General features: G+C 52.1%; 5 protein-coding genes and 3 pseudogenes. 7 read left to right on the top strand and 1 reads right to left on the bottom strand.

The features are described from left to right. Nucleotides 1–41 precede the first annotated feature (41 nt). The 6 genes and pseudogenes from H8Z83_RS20405 to H8Z83_RS18365 all read left to right on the top strand — a co-directional run. Nucleotides 42–341: pseudogene (locus H8Z83_RS20405) on the top strand (recombinase family protein); the annotation flags it as partial. Between the two features lie 114 nt (nt 342–455). Continuing rightward, complete coding sequence (locus H8Z83_RS18385; RefSeq protein ID WP_436231655.1) at nt 456–1,517, top strand: recombinase family protein; 1,062 nt, start codon at nt 456–458, stop codon at nt 1,515–1,517. Next, nucleotides 1,514–2,260 carry a metallophosphoesterase family protein gene (locus H8Z83_RS18380; RefSeq protein ID WP_187016373.1) on the top strand — a complete coding sequence of 249 codons (747 nt, stop codon included), beginning with the start codon at nt 1,514–1,516 and terminating at the stop codon, nt 2,258–2,260. The genes H8Z83_RS18385 and H8Z83_RS18380 overlap by 4 nt, the downstream gene beginning before the upstream one ends. Nucleotides 2,261–2,355: 95 nt before the next feature. Then, a pseudogene (locus H8Z83_RS20285) lies at nt 2,356–2,748 on the top strand (DUF1016 N-terminal domain-containing protein); the annotation flags it as partial. A gap of 88 nt (nt 2,749–2,836) precedes the next feature. Further along, the gene (locus tag H8Z83_RS18370) at nt 2,837–3,310 is read left to right on the top strand and encodes a low molecular weight protein-tyrosine-phosphatase (protein WP_187016372.1); all 474 of its coding nucleotides are present in this window, start codon (nt 2,837–2,839) and stop codon (nt 3,308–3,310) included. Continuing rightward, nucleotides 3,303–4,322, top strand: coding sequence for a PDDEXK nuclease domain-containing protein (locus H8Z83_RS18365; RefSeq protein WP_187016371.1), 1,020 nt, complete (start codon nt 3,303–3,305; stop codon nt 4,320–4,322). Before H8Z83_RS18370 ends, H8Z83_RS18365 begins: the two co-directional genes overlap by 8 nt. Nucleotides 4,323–4,603: 281 nt before the next feature. On the opposite strand, the gene H8Z83_RS18360 is transcribed toward H8Z83_RS18365, so the two are convergent. Then, nucleotides 4,604–5,776: an IS3 family transposase gene (locus H8Z83_RS18360; protein WP_187016370.1), complete on the bottom strand. Its 1,173-nt coding sequence runs from the start codon at nt 5,774–5,776 to the stop codon at nt 4,604–4,606. 159 nt (nt 5,777–5,935) lie between these two features. On the opposite strand from H8Z83_RS18360, the pseudogene H8Z83_RS19755 reads away from it, so the two are divergent. Next, nucleotides 5,936–6,025 (top strand): annotated as a pseudogene (locus H8Z83_RS19755) (low molecular weight protein-tyrosine-phosphatase); the annotation flags it as partial. Nucleotides 6,026–6,127: the final 102 nt, after the last annotated feature.

Below are 6,127 nucleotides of genomic sequence, written 5' to 3'. Positions count from 1 at the left end.
GCAGCTATGAAAACCAGAAAGCATACTACACGGAAAAGATCATGGCAAATCCCAACTGGACGATGGCGGATATCTTCGCGGATGAGGGTATCACCGGTACCTCCGCCTGCAAGCGCAAGGATTTTCTTCGCATGATCCGGCAGTGCAGGAAGGGCAAGATCGACATGATCCTCGCCAAATCGGTATCCCGCTTCGCCCGCAACACCGTGGACACTCTGAGCTATACCCGCGAGCTGCGCAGCATGGGTATCCCGGTCATCTTCGAGGAGCAGAATATCAACTCCATCTACCCGGAAAGCGAATTTCTCATCACCATCCACGGCGCCTTCGCACAGTCCGAAAGCGAAGGGATATCCTCCCGCGTCAAATGGGGCAAGCATCAGGCGATGCGGACGGGGAAAGCAAACATCCAGTATAAGACCCTGCTGGGGTACGAAAAAGGGCCTGACGGAGAGATGGTGGTCAACGCAGAGCAGGCAGAGACTGTCCGAAAGATTTACGAGCTGTACCTATCCGGTCAAACGCTGCGCAATATCAAGGAAACCTTGGAAACAGGCGGATTCAAGAATTCGGCAGGAATGACGGAATGGACAACCTCCAACCTGCGGACGATCCTCTCTGATGAAAAATACTGCGGTGATGTCCTGCTCCAAAAGACCTTCATTCGGGACTGCATCAGCAAGCAGGTCATCCGTAATACTGGACAGCTTCCCATGTATCTGATTCAAAATCACCACGAAGCTATTATCCCACGGGAACGGTTCGATGCCGTGCAGATGGAGCTGGCGCGTCGCCGGGCCCAGACCGGCGGCACGAAAAAGAGCGCCCCCACAGGTATGAGCCGCTACAGCGGCAAGTACGCACTCAGCGGTCTGCTGTTCTGCGGCGAGTGTGGCACAGCGTACCGCAGAGTGGTGTGGACGCAGCACGGCGAGAAACGTGCCGTATGGCGCTGCAGCAGTCGCTTGGATTATGGCAAGAAATACTGCAAAGAATCTCCGACGCTGGATGAATCACCGCTCCAGCAGGCGGTGCTGGCAGCCATCAACGCATCCATGTCAGGGCGCAAGGTGCTGGCGGATCAGCTTGTGGACGCGATGGAGCAGGAGCTGGCTCCAATCCCCGGCGAGAGCATGAGCCTCGGAGATATTGACCGGGCAGTCACAGAGTTGGGCAAACAATTCGATACGCTTCTGGCAGAGGCGGCAAATGGTGACGCGGACGAATACGCCGAGCGTTTCCGTGCCATCTCCACCACAATGGAGGAACTGAAACGCCGAAAGGCCGCTATCCTCAGTATCCGGCAGGAGCAGGAGCAGATCAGCCGCCGTATCCATGCGGCAGCCACGGCAATGACCGCGGTGACTGTGGGAATCACGGATTGGGACGATGGAGTGGTCTATCAGATGCTGGAAAAGGTCACCGTCCTGACGGACAATCGTATCAAGGTCACCTTCCGCAATGGCGTAGAGGTTGAGCAAGCCGTAGACCAACCTAAGAGGAGGAAATTCGCATGATTTATGTGACTGGTGACTGTCACGGAAACTTCCAGCGTTTCCAATCGGAATACTTCCCGGAACAAGCTAACATGACGAAGGATGACACGGTCATCATTACAGGAGACTGCGGCGGCGTGTGGTTTGGTGACAGCCGCGACGATGAAACGCTGGACTGGCTGGAACGCCTGCCCTTCACACTCGCCTTCGTCTGCGGGAATCATGAGAACTACGACGCGCTGGAACGATACCCCGTGGCGGAGTGGCACGGCGGCAAGGTACACCGCGTTCGCCCTCATGTGCTGCACCTGATGCGCGGCCAGATCTTCGAGCTGGAGGGCTGCCGCTTCTTCACCATGGGCGGCGCAAAAAGCCATGACATCGAGGATGGGATTCTGGAGCCGGATGCCCCGGATTTTGAGCGAAGGCTCATGACGCTTCAACGCAAGCACAGAGCGAGATACCGCATCAACCATATCTCGTGGTGGGTGCGGGAGCTGCCCTCCGATGAGGAATACGCCGAGGCGCGGCGAAACCTCGACGCGGTCGGCTGGGCGGTGGACTACATCATCACCCACTGCGCCCCAACCAGCATCGCCCTCATGGGAAGCCGCCACAACGAGGCGGACCGGCTCACGGACTTCCTGCAAGAGGTACGGGAAAGAGCAAGATACCACTACTGGCTGTTCGGCCACTACCACGACAACCGAGCCATTGACGAAAAGCACATCCTGCTCTGGGAGCAGATCGTGCAGGTCATCTGAAGCAGGTCAAAGCAGAGAAAAACACGGCGGTGTCACCGTGCTTTTCTCTGCTTTGAGCGTTGATCAGGCACATTGTGCCAGAAAGGAGAAAGCCAATGAACATTCGCAAGCCAACAGATTACACCACCATGTTTGCCGCGCTGGATGCTGCTGTTTCGGCACAGCTCCCGCAGATAGAGCTGTACTGCGAGATTGGCCGAGTGGTCAGCGACAGAGCGGAGAAAGGCGCGGCTGTCGCGGCGTCGGAATACCTGCAAGCCACTTATCCTGCGGCCGAGGGCTTTTCTCCCCGCAACCTGCGCCGGATGCGCGCGTTTTACGCCGCCTATGAGAAATCCCCTGAAATCATGCATCTGGCGATGCGCCTCGGCTGGACGCGGAATGTGGCGATTTTAGAAGGATGCGGCAGCAGCGAGGAACGGGCGTGGTACATCCGAGCCGCCCTGTGTTTCGAATGGAAGAAAGGCAAACTACTGGAAGCCATAGAATCTCAGGCGTGGCTGCATTCTTCTCTCGACGCGCAGGCAATTTCCTGCTATACTGAGGAAAAAGAAATCTCTCAGGAGAGCGAGTGCGATGATGAAAATACTCTTTGTGTGCCTGGGCAATATCTGCCGCAGCCCGATGGCGGAGTTTGTGATGAAGGACTTGGTCAAGAAGGCTGGGCTTGCCTCACAATTCCATATCGAATCGGCGGCCACCAGCCGGGAGGAGATCGGCAACCCGGTTTATCCTCCGGCGCGACGCAAGCTGGCGGAGCACGGGATCTCCTGCGACGGCCACGCGGCGCGGCAGCTTACCAACCAGGACTACGACAAGTACGACCTGCTGATCGGCATGGACAGCGCGAACCTGCGGAATATGTACCGCATCTGCGGCGGCGATTTTGCCGGCAAGCTACACCTTCTGATGGACTACACCGACCACTCCCGCGATGTTGCCGACCCGTGGTACACCGAAGACTTCGAATCGACTTGGCAGGATGTGCTGGAGGGGTGTCAGGGGCTGCTGAGAGAATTATTGCAGGAGCGAGGTGAACAGAATGGATAACGAGCTTCAAACAAACATTACAACAGAGCAAACCTATCATTCAATCCGCCATTCCATTGTGTCTGCACAGCGCAGTTTGAGTGTGGCAGTAAACTCCGCGATGGTGACAGCCTATTGGGAAATCGGCGAGCAGATCTACAAAGCCTGCGGAGAAAATGACCGGGCAGGATATGGCAAAAAGCTGCTGCAATACCTGTCCGCACATCTGATGGCGGAATTCGGGAAGGGATTTGACGAGTCAAATTTGCGAAAGATGCGCCAGTTCTACTGCGCATATCCAATTCGAGACACACTGTGTCCTGAATTGAGCTGGTCGCACTACCGACTACTGATGCGCGTTCCCGACGAGAAAGAAAGAGCCTTCTATGCGGAAGAATGTGCGAAGTCCGCATGGAGCGTCCGGCAGCTTGAACGGCAGATCCACACGATGTACTATCAGCGCATCTTGGCAAGCCAGGATAAATCACTTGTTGCTGCTGAGATACAAACAACGGAGCCGAAACCGGAATATGAAAGAATCATCAAAGACCCCTATGTAATGGAGTTCCTGCAAATCCAACCGGATACGCATGTGTATGAGGGAGAATTGGAGCAGGCATTGATTGATCACCTGCAACACTTCCTGCTGGAGCTGGGACGAGGCTTCTCCTTCGTAGCCCGACAGAAAAAGTTTACGCTGGATGGTCAGAACTTTTTCATCGACCTTGTGTTTTACAATTATATCCTCAAGTGCTTTGTGCTAATCGATCTGAAGATGGGTCAGCTTACGCATCAGGATCTCGGTCAGATGCAGATGTACGTCAACTACTATACTCGTGAGTTGATGAACGAAGGAGATACACCGCCGATTGGCATTGTCCTCTGCGCCGATAAAAGTGATGCTGTTGTGAAGTACACTTTGCCGGAGGATAATCACCAGATTTTCGCATCCAAGTATTTTACCTATCTGCCGACAGAGGAAGAATTGAAGCGAGAACTGCGGCTGGATGAGTTCCAAAAGCTGGACGAGTAATACTCGTGTTGAATTCGACCGGGGGTTCGAATAGCGTCAGTAGTACCTCAAAAAAATTGCGAGTATTTTTTGCCGGAAATTTGCAAGCCGTTGCGGTACAAGGATTCCAAGGCAAAATATCCGAATTGAAGCCGCCTGACATATGAACACCACCCGTATTTCGAACTTTTTTGTCGAAATACGGGTGGTTTCTTATTTGAAAAGCCTTGCGATACAAGGCTTTCCGTTTTTTTGTGTATGGCTAATGTGTATCGGGAAACATCAAAATTGCGAAGATGTTTTCATACGCCGGCATCGTTATATGAACACGGCTTTTCGATATAGCTACCTTGATATGTTACTTCAAATGCTTGCGGTGTCTTGTATTTCAGCGTTTGATGGGGGCGAACCTCGTTGTAAAAGCGAATATACTCATCCACACTCTTCCGAAAATGCCGTTCAGAAGTGTATTCGCGCCGGTAGGCCTCCTCTTTTTTGAATGTGGCAAAGAATGTCTCTGCGACCGCATTATCGAGAGGTGTGCCGCTTGCTGAGAAGGAGTGTTTGACATTATATTGCTGTAAAAGTTTACTGAAGGCTGCGGAAATGTACTGCCCACCCCTATCACTATGAAAGGTCAGGCTTTGCGGATAGCCTCGTTCTGCATAAGCGTTGCGGAACGTGGTTGTGACAAGGCGAGTACTGGCTGCGCGGGATACCCGATACCCTACGACTTTACGGGAGAAGAGGTCGATAATAGCGCAAAGATAGACCCATGCATTTTTGATTTTGAAGTAAGTAATATCGCTCACCCATACTTGATTTGGGTGATTCGTGGTAAATTTTCGATGGAGCAGATTTTGCTTCTTTCGCATTTGATTCTTGTAGACCTTTTTTGCGTCGGTGCGAATACTGTGCAAGCCAAGCTCCTGCATAATGGACAAGACTCGTTTTGCACTGATGCGCAGACCGCTTTCGGCTAAGACGGTACGAATCTTATCAGCGCCATACCGCTGTTCGCTATCATCGAAGATCTGTTTTACTTTCAGCATGAGCTGAGCCTTCTCGGATTCATATTTGCTACGATCTGCGCGACGGAAAATATGATTATAGAATGTACCGCGGGATACATCCAAGGCTTCGCATAATTCGTGAACGCTGTACAAATCAGACATTTCATTGTGAAAATGCTCCAGAGTGGCCAACTTGTCCTGTAGAGGTACTTTGGACAGGTAACCGGATAACTGAATAATAGAAAGCTTGTGCTCGGCTTTTTGAAGCCGCCTGACAAGAGCGTCGAACTCAGCGGGCGTATAGGTATGGGCAGATGTCTGAATAGAACGGTACTGGTTTCGCCAGTGATAGAAGGTGCTTTGCGATATGTGCAGTTCTTGGCAGAGAGCCGGAATGGACTCACCCTTTTCATAGCGACGAATCGCTTGCTTTTTGAACTCGAGCGGGTATTTCTTGGGCATAGCATCATCTCCTCATTTCAAGATAACACCATATTATAATATTTTCTTTATGTATTGTGTAACAACCGGCACCATTTACAGAAGAATGCATTACAATGCCTCTCGACGAACAGGCGATTTCCTGCTATACTGAAGAAAAAGAAGTAACACAGGAGAGCGATGAAAAAGATACTCTGTGTGTATCATGGCAATATCTGTCGCGGTCCGATGGCGGAATTCGTGATGAAGGACTTGGCAGGATGTGTTGGCGGGATGCCAAGGACTTCTGAGAGAATTATTGCAGGAGCGGGGTGAACAGAATGGATAACGAGCTTCAAGCGAACTATACAACAGAGCAAACCTATCATTCAA

The organism is Dysosmobacter segnis, assembly GCF_014297285.1.
GTDB classification, from domain to species: domain Bacteria; phylum Bacillota; class Clostridia; order Oscillospirales; family Oscillospiraceae; genus Oscillibacter; species Oscillibacter segnis.
Note: the sequence above shows the minus strand (reverse complement) of the source record. Positions and strands in the feature narration are given on the sequence as shown.

Excerpts from the sequence above, each read along its gene's own strand:
- H8Z83_RS18380 (WP_187016373.1), top strand. The coding sequence starts at position 1,514 with ATGATTTATGTGACTGGTGACTGTCACGGAAACTTCCAGCGTTTCCAA.
- H8Z83_RS18370 (WP_187016372.1), top strand. The coding sequence starts at position 2,837 with ATGATGAAAATACTCTTTGTGTGCCTGGGCAATATCTGCCGCAGCCCG.
- H8Z83_RS18365 (WP_187016371.1), top strand. The coding sequence starts at position 3,303 with ATGGATAACGAGCTTCAAACAAACATTACAACAGAGCAAACCTATCAT.
- H8Z83_RS18385 (WP_436231655.1), top strand. The coding sequence starts at position 456 with ATGGTGGTCAACGCAGAGCAGGCAGAGACTGTCCGAAAGATTTACGAG.
- H8Z83_RS18360 (WP_187016370.1), bottom strand. The coding sequence starts at position 5,776 with ATGCCCAAGAAATACCCGCTCGAGTTCAAAAAGCAAGCGATTCGTCGC.